10 protein-coding genes are annotated in these 18,428 nt (G+C 39.4%); 6 read left to right on the top strand and 4 right to left on the bottom strand.

The window, feature by feature from the left end:
* The 4 genes from J2Z32_RS07075 to J2Z32_RS07060 all read left to right on the top strand — a co-directional run bounded on the left by J2Z32_RS07075 (nucleotide 1) and on the right by J2Z32_RS07060 (nucleotide 8,560).
* Entirely contained in the window at nucleotides 1–981 is a 981-nt protein-coding gene (locus tag J2Z32_RS07075; RefSeq protein WP_210088483.1) for a carbohydrate ABC transporter permease, read from the top strand.
* Nucleotides 978–1,850, top strand: coding sequence for a carbohydrate ABC transporter permease (locus tag J2Z32_RS07070; RefSeq protein ID WP_210088482.1), 873 nt, complete (start codon nucleotides 978–980; stop codon nucleotides 1,848–1,850). Before J2Z32_RS07075 ends, J2Z32_RS07070 begins: the two co-directional genes overlap by 4 nt.
* 39 nt (nucleotides 1,851–1,889) lie before the next feature.
* Complete coding sequence (locus J2Z32_RS07065) at nucleotides 1,890–6,500, top strand: Ig-like domain-containing protein (RefSeq protein ID WP_210088481.1); 4,611 nt, start codon at nucleotides 1,890–1,892, stop codon at nucleotides 6,498–6,500.
* A gap of 86 nt (nucleotides 6,501–6,586) precedes the next feature.
* Nucleotides 6,587–8,560, top strand: coding sequence for a glycoside hydrolase family 127 protein (locus J2Z32_RS07060; RefSeq protein WP_210088480.1), 1,974 nt, complete (start codon nucleotides 6,587–6,589; stop codon nucleotides 8,558–8,560).
* Between the two features lie 68 nt (nucleotides 8,561–8,628).
* Here J2Z32_RS07060 and J2Z32_RS07055 read toward each other — a convergent pair whose 3' ends face one another.
* Nucleotides 8,629–9,519: an AraC family transcriptional regulator gene (locus tag J2Z32_RS07055; RefSeq protein WP_210088479.1), complete on the bottom strand. Its 891-nt coding sequence runs from the start codon at nucleotides 9,517–9,519 to the stop codon at nucleotides 8,629–8,631.
* 12 nt (nucleotides 9,520–9,531) lie between these two features.
* Between J2Z32_RS07055 and J2Z32_RS07050 the strand changes: the two genes are divergently transcribed.
* Together J2Z32_RS07050 and J2Z32_RS22630 are read left to right on the top strand one after the other, a co-directional pair.
* Nucleotides 9,532–9,684, top strand: coding sequence for a hypothetical protein (locus J2Z32_RS07050; protein WP_210088478.1), 153 nt, complete (start codon nucleotides 9,532–9,534; stop codon nucleotides 9,682–9,684).
* Between the two features lie 24 nt (nucleotides 9,685–9,708).
* Nucleotides 9,709–13,860, top strand: coding sequence for a WIAG-tail domain (locus J2Z32_RS22630; protein WP_210088477.1), 4,152 nt, complete (start codon nucleotides 9,709–9,711; stop codon nucleotides 13,858–13,860).
* A gap of 313 nt (nucleotides 13,861–14,173) precedes the next feature.
* Here J2Z32_RS22630 and kduD read toward each other — a convergent pair whose 3' ends face one another.
* From kduD to J2Z32_RS07030, 3 genes are all read right to left on the bottom strand, one after another.
* Nucleotides 14,174–14,926 carry a 2-dehydro-3-deoxy-D-gluconate 5-dehydrogenase KduD gene (gene kduD, locus J2Z32_RS07040; RefSeq protein WP_210088476.1) on the bottom strand — a complete coding sequence of 251 codons (753 nt, stop codon included), beginning with the start codon at nucleotides 14,924–14,926 and terminating at the stop codon, nucleotides 14,174–14,176.
* 211 nt (nucleotides 14,927–15,137) lie between these two features.
* A complete protein-coding gene (gene kduI, locus J2Z32_RS07035) occupies nucleotides 15,138–15,971 on the bottom strand; it encodes a 5-dehydro-4-deoxy-D-glucuronate isomerase (protein ID WP_210088475.1) in 834 nt (277 codons plus the stop codon).
* 160 nt (nucleotides 15,972–16,131) lie between these two features.
* Nucleotides 16,132–18,366, bottom strand: a complete 2,235-nt coding sequence (locus tag J2Z32_RS07030) for an AraC family transcriptional regulator (RefSeq protein ID WP_210088474.1) — start codon at nucleotides 18,364–18,366, stop codon at nucleotides 16,132–16,134.
* Nucleotides 18,367–18,428: the final 62 nt, after the last annotated feature.

Here is an 18,428-nt window from a genome sequence, read left to right as displayed (position 1 = left end):
ATGCAAATGAAGACTGAAATAAAGAAGGCGAACCCTCCAGTTACAAGACAGATGAGAGGGACGAGGAAAGAGGCGCTGACAGGCTATTTATTTGCAGCTCCTGCGATTTTAGGCTTCTTAATTTTAACGTTGTATCCGATGATTGCTAGTTTAGTGTATAGCTTTCATAAAATAACGATCGTAAATGGTGCTCAGGTCATGAAGTGGATTGGGCTCGATAATTTCAAATATTTATTTTCCAATCCAAACTCTGAATTTCAAAAATCAATGACAGTGACCTTGGTGTATTCATTTATTAATGTTATTTTGGTCATTACCTTTTGCCTCATTATTTCATTATTGCTGAATCGTAAGTTTATTGGACGCAATTTGTTAAGGGGAGTGTTTTTTCTCCCCTCTGTCATCCCGATGCTTGCGACGACAATTGTGTGGCAGATGTTGTTACAAAATCAGGCAAAGGGTGGGTTAATTAATTGGCTTCTCCTCAAGCTAGGAACAACGCCAATCGACTTTTTGAATGATCCTTATCATATTTTTGGAACGTTATTTTTAATGAGCTTGTGGACGTGTGGAGGTACAATTGTTGTTTTTATTGCGACCCTACAGGACGTTCCTGGTGAATTACTTGAAGCGATCGAAATGGATGGGGGAAATGCTTGGCATAAGTTTCAGAAGGTTACGTATCCAACGATTAAGCCTGTCCTATTTTTCCAATTAATTATGTGTATGATGACCTCGATCCAGATTTATACGCAAAGTGTGGTTTTATCGCGAAATGGAGCACCTGATCGGATGACCTATTTTATTAATGTGATGATTTATGATCATTCATTTGTACAGACAGGCATGCGTGGTCTTGCCTCTGCTGAGGCTTGGGTTGTCTTTGTGGTCACTTTGCTTATTACCACCGTATTGTTTTATTTCCAAGGAGCGCTAAAAAGAGATGATAGTATGGGCAAGAAGCGGAGGGGGAGACGATGACAGCGATAACAGGTACAGCAAGTATATCCAGAGCTAAAACAAAAGGGAAGATGATTCATGCCTTGTTAATCGCTTTGTCTTGTATGTTGGGCTTAGTGATGGCATTTCCGTTATATTGGCTACTGCGTGGTGCATTTGTGAGCCATAGTGAAATTTTAGCGAGACCCCCTGTGTTTTGGCCAGCTATATTAAACTTTGATAATTTCAGACTTGCATTAGGTAGAATTGATTTTTCGCGTCAGTTATGGAATTCAGTATCAATTGTTGTGCCTTATGTTATTGGCAACATGATTACAACTAGCTTTGCAGGGTACGCATTTGCGAAGCTACGGTTTCCGATGCGTGGCATCTGGTTCATGCTCGTGATTAGCACAATGATGTTACCAAGCGCGGTCACCTTGTTACCGCAATACTCCTTATTTACCTCACTTGGCCTTGCTGGAAAAACAGCTCTGATTATTCCTGCGTTCTTTTGTGCGGGAGGGAATGCTTATTTTGTGTTTTTGTTACGTCAATTTTTTATGACGATTCCAGATGAACTGCTCGAAGCCTCCAAAATAGATGGAGCAGGCTACTTTAAAATCTATTTGAAAATTATGCTACCGTTGATTAAACCAGCGATGATTGTGGTTGCCTTGTTTAGCTTTATTAACTGCTGGAATGATTTCTTTTATACGATGATTTATTTGAAAACAGAAGCCGATTACACCTTGCCGATGGGATTATATATCGTGAACGGAATGCGGATTCCAAACTATGAGCAGGTGATGGCTTTAGCTTTCATCGTGACTGCACCTTGTCTATTATTCTTTTTTATTGGTAACAAGTATTTTGTTGAGGGGATCACTTTAACTGGCATTAAGGGATAACACAATAAAACAATATCAAGGAAAAGGGAGGCATTATGTATGAAAAGTAAGCCTTGGCTGAGGAAAAGTCTAAGAAAAATTATGAGAAAAAGTATAGCGATTATTGGTTGTATCACACTTGCAACAAGCTTAGTTCCAGCGTCAACATCAGCAAACTACACGACAAACTATGAAATGCCAGGGGTAGGTCACGATCATGGTACAGCCCAATGGAATGATAGTAATGTGTTTGTACAAGAGGGTGTTGATTTTAGTAGTGAAACGGTAGGGCAAATGATGAAGCAGATTGAAAGCTTTGATTTTGCTGCGTTTGCAAATGATCATCAAAACCTTCCTTGGTTAGATGAGTTGCTAGTGAACAAAGGGGTTATTCCCGACGATATTGCAGATGAAGGTTCCGCAAATACGTTATTTAGCCGAGGAAGCGCCCTTTATATGAAAAGTCAGGACAATTCTAAGCTTGGTTTTGTTGGACAGGTACATTATGCCGATACGTTAAATCAAGACAAAATGGTTGAGATTAGCTTATCTACTGGGGCAGTGACGGAAAATAAAGCAGAGCGTAAAAACTATCCAAGTCATGGAAACTATACTTACAGTAGTGGGGCATTACAGATTAATCAAAAGAAATTTATTACCTATGGCAATAGTGTTGTAACCTTGTTGGAATTCACTAATCCAAGTAGTCAGCCTATTACGTTTACGCTAACCGCAAAATCTCCCTTTGTAAACAAAGTGGATGGGGAGGAGCTAATTGGGGAGCGTGTTGCGGCCCCTTTAATGATTAGTACAGAAGGCGCTAAGGTTGTAAAAGCAATGTCCTATGTAGATGTACATTTAAGTGGAAATGGGTTAAATCCAGTGGAGCAATCCAAAGCATTAATAAAGGAAATCACCGTGCCTGGCAACGGTAAAATAGAGCAACGTGTGGTAATGGGCTGGTTAGCCGAGGAAATCCCTGCATCCAAAACGGAATATGAGCAATGGAAAGCCATGCCAAGCAATGCCGCTGCGTTTGAAGCACAGGTGAAAGCCTATAATGCGTGGTGGGCAGACAACATTCCTTATATTGATATTCCTGACGAAAATGTAAAGAAAGTACTTTATTATTGGTGGTGGTGTAATCGCTTTAACCTATTAGATGCTAACATACCGGGCAATGATTGGCAGTTCCCGATGAATATGGAGGGCGTATTAGGCTACAACAATGGGATTACGGTAAGTGTGCCTTGGGCTCTACAGGACTTGAAATGGCTTCGCAACCCTGCTTATGCTTACGGGACATGGCTAGCTCAAGGGGAATATTCTGAAAATAAAAATTATAAAAACAACCCAGGTCGTCCTAATATTTGGACGTGGGATATGATGCAAAATACGTCTCAGGTTGGCTGGGAAGCTTACAAAATTTATGGTGGCGGCAATAAAATACTGAAAAAATTTGCAGATATTGCAGCAAATGATGTGACAGGTACGTTGGCTCATTTTAAAGGGACAGATCCTTCGCTTGTTTATTATAATCATGGTCCAATGACAGGCAATGATGGGGATACCGTGTCCATGCATTGGAATGGTGGCGGGAACTACGCAAGGCTAGATGGTTCTGCAACTACGTATGGCAATGCGGTGGCAACGGCTGAAATGTATCAGGAGTTAGGTGAAACAAGCAATGCCAATAATATGGAAACGATTGGGGATCAAATTCGGCAATCGATCTTAACTAAAATGTGGTTTGATGGTAACGACTTTGATGGCGATGGTAAGCCAGATAGCAATGGTCAAGGTAGCTTTTTGCACAAAAAAACGGTAGGAGCTCAAGACGTTTTTGTGCCTTGGCGTGATAACAATCTATTTGTGTTTAATTTTGGGGTTGTACCTACTGCACTTGAAGCTAACTATGAAGCTAAATATTTAAGTCAGCTAGCAGACTATGGTGATCCGAACTATTATCCTATTTTTCCTTTCTTTACAGCAGATCAGCATAGCATTATGAAACGGGTTCAGGATTATGTAGATGGAAAAACCAATGCGTATGGGACTGATCAATTTGCTTGGTGTAATTTTGGTAATTATATTAATACGATTACAGCTTCGTTAAGACAATATCCTGTACAAAATATTAATGCAGATACGTATAAGCAATTGTTTGATTGGGGTGCTTGGTTACACACTGTTGAGCCGGGGAATACCGATCATTTAGATTCAAATGAATTTTTTTGGCTAGAGGATTATTACTTTGGTACACCTTGGACTAAAGATAATCCACCTAATCCAAGCGGAAAAATGGTTAGAGCATGGATTCACCACGATACGTTAGGCATGATGAACTATACCGTGATGGAGGATATTGCTGGTCTACAGCCACGTACGGATGAGAAAATTGAGTTATGGCCAATAGGCATCAATTATGATTATTTTGCGGTAGACAATGTACGTTATCACGATGCTGATCTTTCTATTGTATGGCAAGACCCTGCAAAGTTTAGTCAACAGCCTCATTATCAAGGTATTCCAGCAGGTTTCTCCTTATTTATAAATGGTGAGCGCGTAATGGCCACAAATGAGTTGTCTCATGTTATTTTTGATACGACTACGGGAAAGGTGATCTTGCCAGAGGGAGATATTGCGGGTGCTGTCGGCAGTAATGCTGAGACAGAGGTGATTTATGAGAAGGGAAGTAGTGTCACTCTAGCGAGTGCAGGGGCTACCTCTTTGTCAAGCGTAACCAAAGTAGTAGACATGTTTAATAAAGCAGGGATTGATATTGTAAATGATAGTGTGAATTTAGCTACATTGCCAACGACACAGGTTACATCTACTTATATTAAGCAAGGCTCTAATCTTGATGCGTTAGTGGATGGTTCAACCATTGCATCAACAAAGCATACTTCAAATACAGCGTTATTTGGGGGATCACCTAATAAAGAAGATACGATTACGTTTAATTTTGATGAACCTCAAATGGTAGACAATGTAAAGGTGTACTTTTTTAATGATCGTTTGCAGGCAGGGTATGGTACACCGCAGCAGTTTGGCGTGGAGTATTTAGCACAGGATGGGGTGACCTGGCGACCCGTGGAAGGACAATTCCGTTATCCAGCGTTGATTGCATCCAACTATAATGATGTGCAGTTTACTGCTGTAAATACAGCTGCAATTCGTATTAATGTGACACATAGTCTGGAATTTGCAACAGGAATTAAAGAAATTCAAATTTATAATAATCAACTCGCAAACGTACAACCAGCGATAAATCAAGCCCCTCGGATACTGTTAGAGCGAACGACTTATGCAGTAGGAGAAGGGGAAGAGATCAAGTTAATTCCTACCATTCATGACGATGGTTTGCCTAGCGGGAAGTTAACGTATCAATGGAGTAAAGTTTCAGGAGAAGGAGAACCAGAGCAGCTTGATGTGAATGAGCCTATTTTTAAGGCTGTGTTCCCTGCGGTTGGCAAGTATGTATATAGGCTAACGGTAAGTGATGGTGAATTGTCTTCATCAATGGATATTGAATTTAATGTCGCTGTGGCCACACAGGATATTGAAAACATGCTTGCTCCATATGCTTCACGTGATGATGGGAAAATTGTTCGTAATGGGGATGACTTTACGAGTGAATCATGGGCTACATTGGAGGAAGCGATTGGGCAAGCAAAGGCATTACTTGGAACAGAAAATTATACTGCTGAGCAAATCAATACAGCACGTACATCTCTACAGTCCGCAATTTCAGGCCTAAAGTATAAAAACCTAGCCTTGCTAGCTAATGCAAGCACGTCTTATGTGTCCCCATGGGAGTCGTTAAAGGGTATTAATGATGGATTTATTCCTTACACATCTGGAAATATCGGCAAGCCAGAGGAAGAAGTTCAATATGGCAATTGGGCAGATGCCGCAGATCAGCATTTCCTCCAATATGAATGGAGTCAACCTGTAAAACTATCACAGAGTTCCATCTATTTCTTTGACGATGGTGGGGGTGTTCAGCTTCCTGCTGATTATTCCATTGAATATTGGGATGATAGTCTTAACGCTTTTACACCAGTTGCTAATGTACAAGGAAAAACAATACAAAAAAACACTTTTAATACGATGACTTTTGATGAAATAACAACGACAAAGCTTCGTCTTGTATTGGTAAGGCAACCCTCCGTTTGGACGGGAGTTAAGGAGTGGCGTGTCTGGGGTTCCCAAGCGATGGGTAGAACTGACATCATCAGTGCTGAAAATGTAGAAGTGGATACCATTGTAGGTGCCTTGCCTACATTGCCGGACAAAGTGAAGGTGACCTATTCAGACCATACTATAGGGTTTGCTGATGTAACGTGGAATGAGGTCCCATTTAATGAAGTCACAACGGCACATACATTTCAGGTGATAGGTAAAATCGTGGGAACCTCTATCAATGCAACATGTCTAGTTACAGTGAAGTATGATAAGTCTGAATTGGTCATAGCCATTGAGGAAGCTAACGAGATAGTAGAGAATAAGGCTCAATATGAAGCGACGGAACAGCAATGGGAGAGCCTTGAGTTAGCTTTAGCACAAGCAAATGAGGTTAATGAACGGGGTTCTGCTACAGAAGGTGAGATTACGACTGCATTACAGCAGCTACAAGCAGCACTTTCGGTAATTCAGCAAGTTAATTAATGGGGACTTAAAAGTTTTTTATCTAGTGGGTTATTTCGGTGGCGATTTAAAATCGATTGACAAATATGGAGAGGAGCTTCACTGTCATGACGCAAACTAAATTATTAAGTGATATGTCCAAACCCTTACTTCAGCAGGTCAAAATTAAGGATGCGTTCTGGGGTTATTATATCAATTTGATTAGAGAGGTGGTTGTTCCATATCAATGGGAGGCGTTAAATGATCGGGTGGAAAATGCGGAGCGTAGTGGTGCGGTAAATAACTTTAAAATAGCTGCTGGACTTGCGGAAGGTGAATTTTATGGCATGGTTTTTCAAGATAGTGATGTCGCAAAATGGCTAGAAGCAGTAGCTTATTTGTTACATGTTCAACCTGACCCTAAGCTTGAGCAAATCGCAGATGAAATGATAGATATTGTTGCTTTAGCTCAGCATGACGACGGCTATTTAAATACGTATTATACTTTGAAGGAGCCAAATGGAAGATGGAGCAATTTAGAGGAATGCCATGAGCTGTATTGTGCAGGACATATGATTGAAGCGGGTGTAGCATATTATCGGGCTACAGGCAAAAGAAAGCTTCTTGATGTCGTTAGTCGGTTTGCAGATTATATTGATACTGTGTTTGGCTCAGAAGCTGGTCGCTTGCAGGGGTATGATGGACATCAAGAAATTGAACTGGCGTTAGTCAAGTTATATGAGGTAACTGAGAATGAGCGTTACCTTTTGCTTAGCCAATATTTTTTGAGCGAACGTGGGCAATCCCCAAGCTTTTATGCTGAGCAGCTAGAGCAAAGAGGAGGACAACGTCATTTTTACCCAGACCATACGTCCATTGATTTAGCCTATAGTCAAAGCCATAAGCCTGTAGTGGAGCAGGATACAGCGATAGGTCATGCCGTAAGATTAGTGTACATGTTAACTGGCATGATTGATGTGGCTAATCAAACTGGGGATCGAGAGCTATTAAAGGCTGCTAAACGACTGTGGGACAATATTGTTCATCGTCAAATGTATATTACAGGTGGCATCGGTTCAATGGTGCATGGGGAAGCCTTTTCTTATGACTATGACTTGCCCAATGATACTGTTTATGCCGAAACCTGTGCGTCGATTGGCTTGATTTTTGCGGCACAACGAATGCTTATGATTGAGCCAAATGCGGAATATGGGGATGTGCTAGAACGTGCTTTATACAATACAGTTGTTGCAGGTATGTCTAGAGATGGCAAGCATTTCTTTTATGTGAATCCACTTGAAGTAAATCCATGTTCATGTGGGGGAGTTAATCACAATTATGACCATGTGAAGCCTGTTCGACAAGAATGGTTTGGCTGTGCTTGTTGTCCACCTAACGTGGCTAGATTGATATCTTCCTTAGGGGAATATATTTATACGGTTCAAGAAGATATCATTTATCAGCATTTATATATTGGTGGGGAAGCTAATTTAGTAGTTGGAAAAATCCCTGTACAGCTCCAGTCAAACTCCAATTATCCATGGGATGGAGAGATCAATCTAACCGTTACACCACAGCATGCTTGCGTATTTACGTTAGCGCTTCGTATTCCACAGTGGTGTAAGCAATTTACCATTGTAGTAAATGGGCATGAGATTAAACAGGATCAGTTTACTATAGTTGCAGGATACGCTCAAATTACACGTCAATGGCAGCAAGGCGATCGGGTGACCCTAACGCTGGATATGCCTGTGATGCGCATGCATAGTCATCCACATGTTCGTGGAAATATTGGCAAGGTTGCCATTCAGCGAGGGCCCTTCATATATTGTCTAGAACAAGTTGATAATGGTGCCCACTTACATGAAATCTTATTACCACAAGATGCTGAGCTAACGCCTCGTTATGACGAGCAGTTACTTGGAGGAGTTACGGTGATTGAAGGGAAAGGATATCGAATAAAAGAAGGTTCATGGTCAGGGGAATTGTATAGTGATGAGGCCTTACCTGAGCATACTGAGACACATGTTAAGTTTATTCCTTATTACGCATGGGCAAATCGCGGTGAAAATGAAATGAGTGTATGGGTGAGAGAAAAATAAAGTTGCAAACTGTAATTAGATGAGGATTCTCTTATTTATACTAAATAAGTAGGATCCTCATTTAATTTCTAAGACATATTAGTATATTTGCGTCTAAAGTTACTAGGTGAAATCCCCTCTCTACGTACAAAACAAGAAGAGAAATAGGAGACATGATGGAAGCCTACCTCTTCAGCAACTTTAGCGACTTGCCAATTCGTCTGTAATAACAACTTTTTTGCTTGTTCAATACGGTAATATTGCAAATATTCTATTGGTGTCATACCATACACCTTGAGCATATTTTTAGCTAAATAATTAGGATGATAATTTAATTCTTTATGTAGGATGGCATTACTAATTTCACGCTGATAGTTACAATGAATAAACCACTCAATTTTTTCGGCTAATTGAATCGCGGTTGTATCTGATAGTGAAGCAAGCTCTGAATCCAGATGCTGTAACAAGCGTTGAAAAGTAGATTGTCTTTTCCAATTTCTCAACGACTTTGGCTCCTGCTCTAATTGGTGAAGGATCTGAATATCCTCCAAGCTTTTTCTAGAGAGCTTCATATATTTTGGAATAAAAATAGAATTAACATCACAATGATTTAAATAAGCATTTTTTTTATGGTTTGCAATCAGTGAAGGTTGATTATCTAAGCAATCATCCATGGAGGAACCTTCTCTCCAACTTCCAAACGTTTGAAAATGAATCCACGTAATTTCTGTTTCCTCTTGACAGGAAAGTGTACCATAATGACTACAATCAGGTCTTAAAATAAGCAACTCTCCCTTTTGCACACGCCACTCCTGTTCATTTTCTCCTACAGCCAAGCATCCTTTCGTGACTGCGATTAGATCAAATACTCCAATACAGCTTCGATAAATATGCTTTTCACCACGAGCATATTTCGTATGACCATAGTCTATAAAATATGGGATTGGGGGGGTTATAAAATGCAGAATAGGTGATTGCATAGCTGCCTCCTAGTGTTTAAGAAAGGTAAAGTGCCATGTTTCTATAAGCCTGAATCCATCTTACCACTAACAATGTATCCAAATAAACCGCTTTCTCAGACACACCCTAATTATTTGCTTGTGACAACAGCCTACTTACACGCATATGATAAGCTAGCAGATTAAACGACGACAAAAGGAGAGAACGTTGTGAAGAAAAAAACGTCCTATTCGTCACATAAAAAGAAAAAAACTCTTTATCATGTGGACGATCCTGAAATGAATGAGCTTTTGTTGCTTGAGAAGCGTAAAAGTAGTTCTAATCCACAGACTACGTTACAAGCACAAATTGCCAGTCTTACCGAAAGTGTTGTGTTGGATGAAACGAAGGAGAAGGACCATCAATTAGAAAAAGATGAGCCAAAAAGCATTCAAGTAAGTATTAATGAAGTGAAGCGAAATGGAGGAAAGAATAACGAGCAACAGAATGACAATGAAAAAGTGAAGCTGGAGCATAAAGTGAATGATGAGGTAACAGAAGCTAGCTCGCTAGATAATGAAGTGACTGTTGAGGATATTTTAAGTGAGCGTAACCCTGATTATCCCACTAAACAAGCTGTCATTTATAGCGATGATCTTGTGGATGCTAGCATAACGACAGAGAAAATAGCCCCATTTGCGATTGATGGGACTAAAATTAAACATGGCTCTATTGGAACTGCATGGCTTGCGGATTATTCAGTTCAAAGCATTAAATTAGGTGAAGCCTCGGTTACCTCGTCTAAAATTGCACCTAACTCTATTTCTTCACAACATATTAACGAGGATGCAATTGAAGGAAAAATGATTCGTAATGACTCAATTACTGGGGATCAACTTCAAGATGGGAGTATTACTTCTCAAAAGTTAGCAGATGGCGTTATAGATGGAGATAAGTTAGCACAAGGATCGATCGAATCTAAACATTTAAAGGAATGGATTGTCACTACTGACTTAATCCAAGATCAAGCTGTAACTGGGGAAAAAATTCAAAGTGGTGTTATTCATTCTGTTCATCTTGCTAATGACATTATTGATAATGCCAAATTAAGAGATCAATCCGTCACAGCTTCAAAAATTAAAGATGATTCAATTACAGGGAATAAGCTACAAAAAGGTACGATTGAAGCGGAACATCTTGCTCCAAATGCCATTCAAGCCACTCATTTAGCTCCAAATAGTATTGGTAAAGATCAATTAGCTGAGGGTAGTGTTGGTGTAAAGCAACTTGAAACGGGTTCTGTCAATTCTGTACATCTTGAAAATAACATTATTGAAGCTAGACATATAGTTGAAGGTGCAATTGAAGGATACCATCTAAAAGAAGGTACAATTACAAGTGCGCAGATCGCTACTGGTGAAATTAAGGGAAATCATTTAGTGGATCGTAGTGTATCCGCAAGTAAATTAGCTGATCAATCTGTAGGTACCATTCAACTTATTGAACAATCCGTTACCTCATCAAAAATTGCTGATCAAAGTATTTTATCTAAAAAAATTGCCGATGCAGCAGTGCTAACTCATCACTTGGATAAAGAAGTGGTCACTAGTGAGAAATTGGCAAGTGGAAGCATAACCTCCAAACATCTGCAAAAAGAAGTGATATTAAATCAGCACATAGCAGATGGCAGTATTAACGAATTCAAGCTAGAAGAAGGTAGCATTACATCCAATAGCTTAGCAGAAGAAGCGGTGCAGGCTAGCAACATTGGGCGTGGGCAGGTGCTAGCTATGCACATAGCACCAGGTGTAATTGGTGAAGAGCATTTGGCGGATGCCAGTGTTAGCTCTGAAACGTTACAAAAAGGAGCTGTTCGTGAAGAACATCTTACAAAAGAAAGTATATCCTCACAACACTTAAGAGATCATACGGTCACTTCATTAAAGCTTTCACCAGAAAGTGTTACGAGTGATAAAATAAACGATTCTGCAATTACGACCTCGAAATTAGCAGAAGGAAGTGTTACTTCTAATAAAATTATGAATGATTCCATTCAAGCTAAGCATGTTCAGGATGGGATTATTAATAATCAACACCTTGCCGATGGTAGTGTAGATAGCAATAAGCTGGCGAAGCAAGCCATTCTCGGACAACATTTAACAAAAGAGGTTATCAAAGAAGAACATCTTGCCGATGGCAGCGTGACCACTTTTAAAATTGAAGAAGGAAGTATTACAAGCAGTAGGTTAGCAGACGGAGCAGTAAGTGCTGGGCATATTGGAAATCATCAAATTACAGCTAACCATGTGAAGCCAGGTGTGATTGGGGAAAAACATTTAGCTGATCATTGTATAAGTGGGGCTAAGCTCCAAGCGCGTGCTGTAAATGACGAACATTTGGCGAATGAAGCGATATTTTCGCAGCATCTACAGGACTACGCAGTTACGGCTCTGAAACTATCCCCAGAAAGTGTAACGAGTGATAAAATAAACGACTTGGCTGTTACATCAAATAAGCTAGCAGAAGGTAGTGTGACTTCATCTAAAATTGCACCTTCCTCCATTCAAGCTACGCACCTACAAGAAGACGTGATTGATACAAAGCATCTTAAAGATCAAAGTGTCACGACGAAAAAATTGGATGAGAATATTATTCGATCATGGCATATTACAGATGATGCAGTCCAAAGTAACCATCTTGCAAACGGCAGTGTGACAAGAGAAAAGCTAGATGAAGCTAGTGTCACTAATGACACGCTTGCTAATCAAAGTGTTACTGAAACTAAAATTGCAAGTGGTTCAATTCAAGCTCATCATATAGCACCAGGTGCTATTACTAGTGAAGCTTTAGAAGAAGGGATTATTCAAGGCCACCATCTTGCAGATCATGAGATTGAGAAGAAAAGTTTATCCTTTCAGCTCCTTAAGGAGGGCTTATTGCCAACTGAGGGTGTGAATGAACAGCAAATTGCTCCGTTAGCAATTAATCGCTCACATTTACAAAATAACATTGTAGATCAAGCTATATTACAAGAAGAGGCTGTTCAAACTCGTCATCTTAAAGATCAGAGTGTTACAGGTAAAAAGCTGGATGAAAATATTATTCGATCATGGCATATTACAGATGATGCAGTCCAAAGTAATCATCTTGCTAACGGGAGTGTAACAAGAGAAAAGCTGGCACAAGACAGTGTCACTAATGCGGCCTTAGCTAATCAAAGTGTTACTGAAACCAAAATAGCAAGTGGTTCAATTCAAGCACATCATATCGCACTCGGCGCTATTACTAGTGAAGCTTTAGAAGAAGGGATTATCCAAGGCCACCATCTTGCAGATTTTGAGATCGAGAAGAAAAATTTATCCCTACAATTGCAAGGGGAGGGTTTGTTACCTGCTGGTGGTATAAATGAACGCCAGATTGCCCCATTATCGATTAATCGCACGCATTTACAAAATAATATTGTGGATCAAAGTGTGTTGCAGGAGGGCGCGGTCCAAACACGTCATTTAAATGACAAGAGTATAACAAGTAGTAAGCTTAGTGACAACGCCATTGGTTCTGAACATATTAGTGAAGAAGCTATTCAACAAAAACACATTGCGGATGGCAGTATTACTACAGAGAAGCTGGCATTTGGCAGTGTTACAGCAGCTACATTAGCGAATCAAAGTATAACAGAAGGTAAAATTGCTCAATATGCGATTCAATCTCATCATATTGCTCCATCTGCAATTACCAGTGAAGCACTTGGCGAAGAGATTATTGGCTATGATCATATTGCACCTAACGAAATCAGCAAAAATCATCTTTCGCTTGAGTTACTACAAGAAGGGCTACTTCCGTTAGGTGGAATTAATGAACAACAGATTAGACCCGCATCCATCACACGTGCCCATTTACAAGAAGATATCGTGGATCAGAGTATATTGAAGGAAGATTCGGTGGGGGCGAATCAACTTCAAATGGGTGCAGTGCAAAGTGAGCATTTGGCAGCTCGTTCAGTATGCGGATATCATTTAGCAGAGCAGGTTATTGATGAGTCACATATTCAACCTGGATCAATTAGTTCTGTGCAATTGAAGGAAACACCGGTTCATACACTGAAGGGAAAACCAGCTCTTCAACAATTTGGGATGGTACCTTTCTTACATCAAAATACAGCAGTAGCTTCAGAGCTCGTCATTCAATTTGAACAGCCATTTGAGCATTCACAATATGTGTTAGTTGCCATGTCTAATCATCCTAGCTATTATGTCACACTAAAAGAACAATCTACCCATTCAGCCACACTTACACTTTCTCGTATAAATACGTTCCATATTGAGGGGAATGGTTTTGGGTTTATATCTTGGATTGCAATTGGGGCAACCTCTGATAAATGAATTAAATCCATACTTGACAACGATGCACAGATAGAGGCTACGTTTCAGAGAGTTCTTACGACCGTTGTTAAAACTAGATTCCCTGAATAAAGTTTATAGTGAGAATCTAGTTTTAAAGACGGCTGCTATCGCTTCTCCAGAAACTCTCTGTCTCTTCGCTAATGTGGGTTGGTTGTCAAGGTTCTCATACAAAAAAAAGAGCCGACTGGTTACCCAGCCTGTTTTATCCAAAGGATTAAAAGGCTGGAGTTACAGAACGACTCTTTTTTTATTTCTATACAGATATATTTAACCCAGATACCGAACGTAAAGCTTACCGAGCCATCCAGCCTCCATCTACGCATAAGATGTGCCCATTTAAGTAGTCAGATGCTGTAGAAGCTAAGAAAATGGCAGGACCTTTAACGTCATCTGGCGTTCCCCAACGACCTGCAGGGATACGTTCAGTAATCGAGGACGTGCGATTTTCGTCTTGGCGAATAGGTGCCGTGTTATCTGTTACCATGTAGCCTGGAGCAATCCCATTAATTTGGATGCCACTGTGTGCCCATTCATTGGCTAGTGCCTTGGTTACCCCTGCGATCCCATGTTTACTTGCGGTATAACCTGGAACGTTAATTCCGCCCTGATAGGAAAGCATCGAGCAGATATTAATAATTTTGCCACTTCCTCTTTCAAGCATATGTCTACCAGCAAGCTGGGATAGTAAAAATACAGTGTTTAAGTTTAAATTAATGACATCAAACCAGTCCTGTGCACTGTGATCCTTAGCAGGGGCACGGCGAATAATGCCTGCGTTATTCACTAAAATATCGATTTGTCCGGTTAGTTTAAGCGCTTGCTCAAATAGATCACCAAGCTGACTATGATCACTCAAATCAGCTTCGATACTAAGCCCCTTCACACCGAGAGCAGTTGCTCGATTTATTGTATCTTCACTTGAAGACAAGGAGGCGGATACGATGTTAGCTCCAGCTTCGGCAAGTGCTAGTGCAATGCCTTGTCCAAGCCCACCTGAGCCACCAGTGACAAGTGCAGTTTTGCCTGATAAATTAAATAAGTCCAATTTAGTCACTCCTCATAATAAATATTGACTCGTAATAAAAGTAATGAATAATATGCACACTGCATCCAGAGAGTTGTTTCACTTGCTGTTTTAAATGCAACCATTCCATTGTTCCACAATCTCTCTGTCTTCCGTTTTGTATCTCTCTAGAATTCATTCAAAAATTTATATTGAGCCAAAGGGGGCTCAACGTAATATAGTTTACAATCTGTTATTTTAAGTCCTTCATATTTACGGCATCCATATCGGAATAAATTTTGTTATCGCCAGCCATTCCCCATATAAATGTATAATTGCTAGTACCCACGCCACTATGAATTGACCAGCTAGGTGAAATAATCGCTTCTTCATTTCTTACAATAAGATGACGTGTCTCAGTAGGTTCACCCATAAGATGGACAACAACAGCGTCTTCAGGTAAATCGAAATATAGATAAGCTTCCATACGGCGAGAATGCACGTGAGTTGGCATCGTATTCCACATGTTCCCAGACTTCAATTGAGTTAAGCCCATGACGAGTTGTGCGCTCTGAATGCCTTCATTATGGATAAGACGGTGAATGACTCGATCATTAGAGCTTGTGATATCACCCAAAGAAGAGGAATCAGCTTCTCCTAAGGACGTTTTTGCAGTTGGATAGCTTTGATGTGCAGGTGCACAGTTTAAATAAAATTTAGCAGGCTGCGTGGAATCAGTGCTGTTGAAAATGACTTCCTTATTGCCCATTCCAACAAATAAGCATTCCTTATTGTTAACCTCATAAACTGTACCCTCGACAGTAACCGTGCCTGGACCTCCAATATTAATAATGCCAATTTCACGGCGTTCAAGGAAAAATCCAACACCTAGCTCTTTTAAATCTGTTTCTAATGGGACAGGTTGATCTACAGGATGAGCTCCCCCGATAATTAAACGATCCTCATGGGAAATGACAAGCTCTAGCTGATTTGGTGTAAATAATTTTGGAATATGAAACTCTTTTCTTAGTCGATCTGTATCAAATTGCTTGACCTCATTAGGATGTGAAGCATAACGTCTTTCCATGATAACGCTCCTTTTAGTTTGATATTAAACGCATTTTACCCCAAAACGACATAATCACTATAATTTTATAGTTCTTAAATGTTTGTTTAGGTTTGTATTTATGTTTAATTTACTCCATTTAGGTTTATTTATCAAGTTCATTTATGAATATTTGTAAAATTTATGATATTTTACTGTAGCTTTTACGATATTCAGCAGGGGTGACGCCAAAGTTTTTCTTGAAAATACGATGGAAATAAGAGCTGCTCGTATATCCACATTGCTCTGCAATACCTGTAATGGCTGCATTACTTTGAGTTAGATATTGTTTGGCATGATCTAAACGAATTTTATTAATGACATCGATAATTGTTTCTTGTGTATGTTGCTTGTATAAGCGACTAATATAGATTGGTGATAACTGAAACTTATCTGCAATCATGTTTAGACATAATTCGGGATCACTGTAGTGCTCTTCAATGAGCAAGTTGATATCTTCTACGAGATGGCTTTGCTTTGTACTGCGTCTTTGACTAAGCTCATGTTGGACATGTTCAAACAAGGCGATATGAGCCTTAATAAATTGTTCGATTATCTCGCAATCCTCTAATCTTGGGATTTGAGTGGAGATGGTTTCACCCAACATATTATTTTTTTGAATCGTCGTTATTGCATTTTGGATCGTCATGCTGAGTCTAGTTAACGCTTGCGAAATTTTAGAATAGTTCATATCCTTCATTTCTAGCACAATATGATTTAATAGATCTGTTGCATCTTCTATTTTGAGACTCATTAAAGTCTCTATTAATTTTTTTTCCTTTTCTTTTGGATAGTGATATTGCTTGGTTTTTAGTGCAGCGATTTCCCGGGAATTAATTCTACAACCATGACCATAAAACAAACGATGTAAGGAAGCTTCCTTTACCTGTGAGTATAATTCACTTAATTCCGTATGATCATTACTAATCGGATAATAAGTAGCGGATAGGCTAATACGTAAATATTCAAGGCTTGCCACTTGAATTTGTGTTGCAAGTAAATCCATGTGATCATCAGGTAATGTCTCTAGTATTTCATTCGTACTTAAAATTAAGACAATATCATCTTGCTGCATATCAACAGATTCAACCTGAAAAGCTTTGGAGCAAATTTCACTACTGATGTTCATAATCGCGAATTTATATACGACTAAATCTTGAAGACGTTCTTGTTTTAAGCTGGAAAAATGATCGATTTTAAGCAAGATCATGCCATATGGGGCAGTGAATGGAATGGAAACTCCCACAGACAAGGCACGTTGCATTTGTGCCTTTGAAGTAGGAGATGAAACACCTTGTAGCCATTCCTTTAACAGATGCTGACGTAGCGTATAGGAATGATTACGTTTGTCTGACTCCAATGCCTTCATTTGCTTTAACATGTGCTGAATGGGTCTATAGATTAAATGTGAAGCTCCCCAAGACAATAGCAAACCTACAATTAAAATAATGGCTGCCGTTGTGATGGTTGTATTACGAATAGAAGCAATTTTAGATGTAATCAACTCATAAGGTGTAATTCGTATATATTGCCAGTCTAGGGAATCTGCTGAAGTAAAGGAAATCAAAGATTTATGTCCTTGAAATTCATCTACAAAATAGTTAGAGCTTTGATTTACAATACGATTTTTTAACAAAGCTTCATCCTTTTGGCTTAATACAGTTGGCTCTAGACCATTACGATTTAACAATATGCCTTGATCGTTTAAAATAAATGATTGTCCCATTTGGGCTTGACGGCTAACGTCCTTATTAATCCAATCTGATGAAATATTTACGATGACAGCAGAGTTAAGGCTTTGGTGATTACCAATCGCATCAAAACATAAGTAGCTATACACACTTCGCTTTTCGTTTTCGTGTAATGTATCGACATAGGTTCTAGGGATGGGCGTAAAGGCTTTATAATCCTTGAAATTTTGTAAAATATTAATAATTCCTTTGTCTGTAATTTCATTTGGCTTGTAAATGCCATTTTGCCCATTGGCAGATACAACATAAAATGCAGAACCAGCAGGATTGTACACATAGATCGAATCAATATAAGGGATGGAATTAATATAGTTAGATAATTCACCCATGGCAGTTGTTACATCATAAATACTAGGCTTAGCATAAAACATCAGCTTTGAAATCATGTAGCTACGATAAATTTGAAACGATAAGGTTTGTGCACTTTCTCGCATATTGATCACTTCACTACTGTTTTCCGTAAGGCTGACTAGGTCGTTTTGATACGTTTGCTTCAGGTCTAATCTGACATAGTTAAAGAAATAAAAAGTAGAGGATAACAATAAAGTTACAACAATACATAAGGTGATGCTGAGTAATAACCGACTGTACATTTTGCTACGCGCTTGAAGTGTATTGTTTGTCAATGCAAGTCTCCCCCTTAATGACATTTTCTCTCTGTATGTAACCGAAAGCGTTTACATTTTTA

Source organism: Paenibacillus turicensis (assembly GCF_017873435.1).
Lineage (GTDB): Bacteria > Bacillota > Bacilli > Paenibacillales > Paenibacillaceae > Fontibacillus > Fontibacillus turicensis.
Note: the sequence above shows the minus strand (reverse complement) of the source record. Positions and strands in the feature narration are given on the sequence as shown.

What these genes read in the sequence shown, in the direction of transcription:
- J2Z32_RS07075 (WP_210088483.1), top strand. Translation starts at nt 1, where the DNA reads ATGCAAATGAAGACTGAAATAAAGAAGGCGAACCCTCCAGTTACAAGA.
- J2Z32_RS07070 (WP_210088482.1), top strand. Translation starts at nt 978, where the DNA reads ATGACAGCGATAACAGGTACAGCAAGTATATCCAGAGCTAAAACAAAA.
- J2Z32_RS07065 (WP_210088481.1), top strand. Translation starts at nt 1,890, where the DNA reads ATGAAAAGTAAGCCTTGGCTGAGGAAAAGTCTAAGAAAAATTATGAGA.
- J2Z32_RS07060 (WP_210088480.1), top strand. Translation starts at nt 6,587, where the DNA reads ATGACGCAAACTAAATTATTAAGTGATATGTCCAAACCCTTACTTCAG.
- J2Z32_RS07055 (WP_210088479.1), bottom strand. Translation starts at nt 9,519, where the DNA reads ATGCAATCACCTATTCTGCATTTTATAACCCCCCCAATCCCATATTTT.
- kduI (WP_210088475.1), bottom strand. Translation starts at nt 15,971, where the DNA reads ATGGAAAGACGTTATGCTTCACATCCTAATGAGGTCAAGCAATTTGAT.